The 1,329-nt window shown below is 31.1% G+C and carries 1 protein-coding gene; it reads right to left on the bottom strand.

Going from position 1 to position 1,329, the window contains the following annotated elements; translation table 11 throughout:
• Positions 1–606: 606 nt before the first annotated feature.
• Positions 607–1,152 (bottom strand): DNA-formamidopyrimidine glycosylase family protein, encoded by a 546-nt coding sequence (locus tag OC698_RS03120; RefSeq protein WP_334199472.1) that lies wholly within the window; start codon positions 1,150–1,152, stop codon positions 607–609.
• Between the last annotated feature and the right edge of the window lie 177 nt (positions 1,153–1,329).

Genomic DNA, 1,329 nt, shown 5'->3' with positions numbered 1-1,329 from the left:
TGAATTTTATCCAATGTTCGCGAAAGTTTAGTTTCTAGTGAAACCGTTGTTGACATAGTATATCAACTCCTTCCTTGATACCATTGAATAAATAATAAATTACTTTCTTCTTTCGCCCTATAAGAGTCATTAACTCTCTTCTTGGTAAGCCGATTAACTAAATTATTCCAAATTTAGGTTTACCTTTACGACTACTAAAAAGATGCTTTATCCTTGACCATCCGGGCTTTTATTTCCGGATTAGTAAATTTAATTACTTGGTTTTAGGATTCTCCAAGTTACACTAAATTTCGACCTTAATTCTTTAGGGGAAGTATCCTCTTTAGGAGGCTGATTCCAGGTTTTCTTAATCTGATAAACTACTCGATACTTAAGTTTTATAACAGTAGTCTCTGGACTGTCCGTTTAAGCAACTTCCGGAACAGGTTTGTCAATTACTTCAATTTTCCTTCTTAGGCCATTTCAGGCTTCTCCATCGAATTATTTGGTGGCGGCGTCTTTTTGACTAATTTGCTTTTGTCGTAACCCGCTTTTATAGTCTGCTGTAATCTGGCATGCTTTCGTCTACCAAACCGACCATATCCTTTCAGGGTTTATCGGCCCTGGCTATTGGTTAGATAGCGCAAAATTTAGGCCTCTTTGGCGCCCACTTAAATGACATGAAGGTTTAGAAGGATGAATGCGAGCTAAAAACAAAATTTCACTAGCATAAATATTTCCTATTCCTGAAATTACACTTTGATCTAATAAAACTTGTTTAATAACTCTATTAGTTTTTTGTAATTTATTATAAAAATCATTTAACAAAATTTCAAAAGGATCTTTAGCTAATTTACTTAAAGGACTTGTAATCAAATAATCATTGTAATTATAAATTAAAAAACGTCCAAATTTACGAGTATCATAATAACTCATAACTATATCATTATCTAAATATAATCGCCAACATTCATGTTTATAAATATTATTACACAAATTAATAGGATTTAAATTAATTTTACCTTCCATGCGTAAATGACCAATTAAAACCAAGTTATTACTTAAAAAAAAAATTAAATATTTACCTTGACGCTTAACTTTTAAAAAAAATTTATTTTTAATTTGATTAAAATATTTTTTATTACCTATAATCGGTTCATAAAAAATATCTATATCTTTAATAATCGAGATAGATTAACGCGGTTTAGAAAGAAGAAATGATGATAACTTTTTTCATATTCGCAATTAGCCCCCCACAGAACCGGACAAGCAAGTTTCCCAGCATCCGGCGCCTAATATCTTATAATCTAAGATATTGAAACTCTTTCGCCATGTAAAGGTTATTACCCT

This window comes from Candidatus Phytoplasma gossypii (assembly GCF_030586975.1).
Lineage (GTDB): Bacteria > Bacillota_I > Bacilli_A > Acholeplasmatales > Acholeplasmataceae > Phytoplasma > Phytoplasma citri.
Note: the sequence above shows the minus strand (reverse complement) of the source record. Positions and strands in the feature narration are given on the sequence as shown.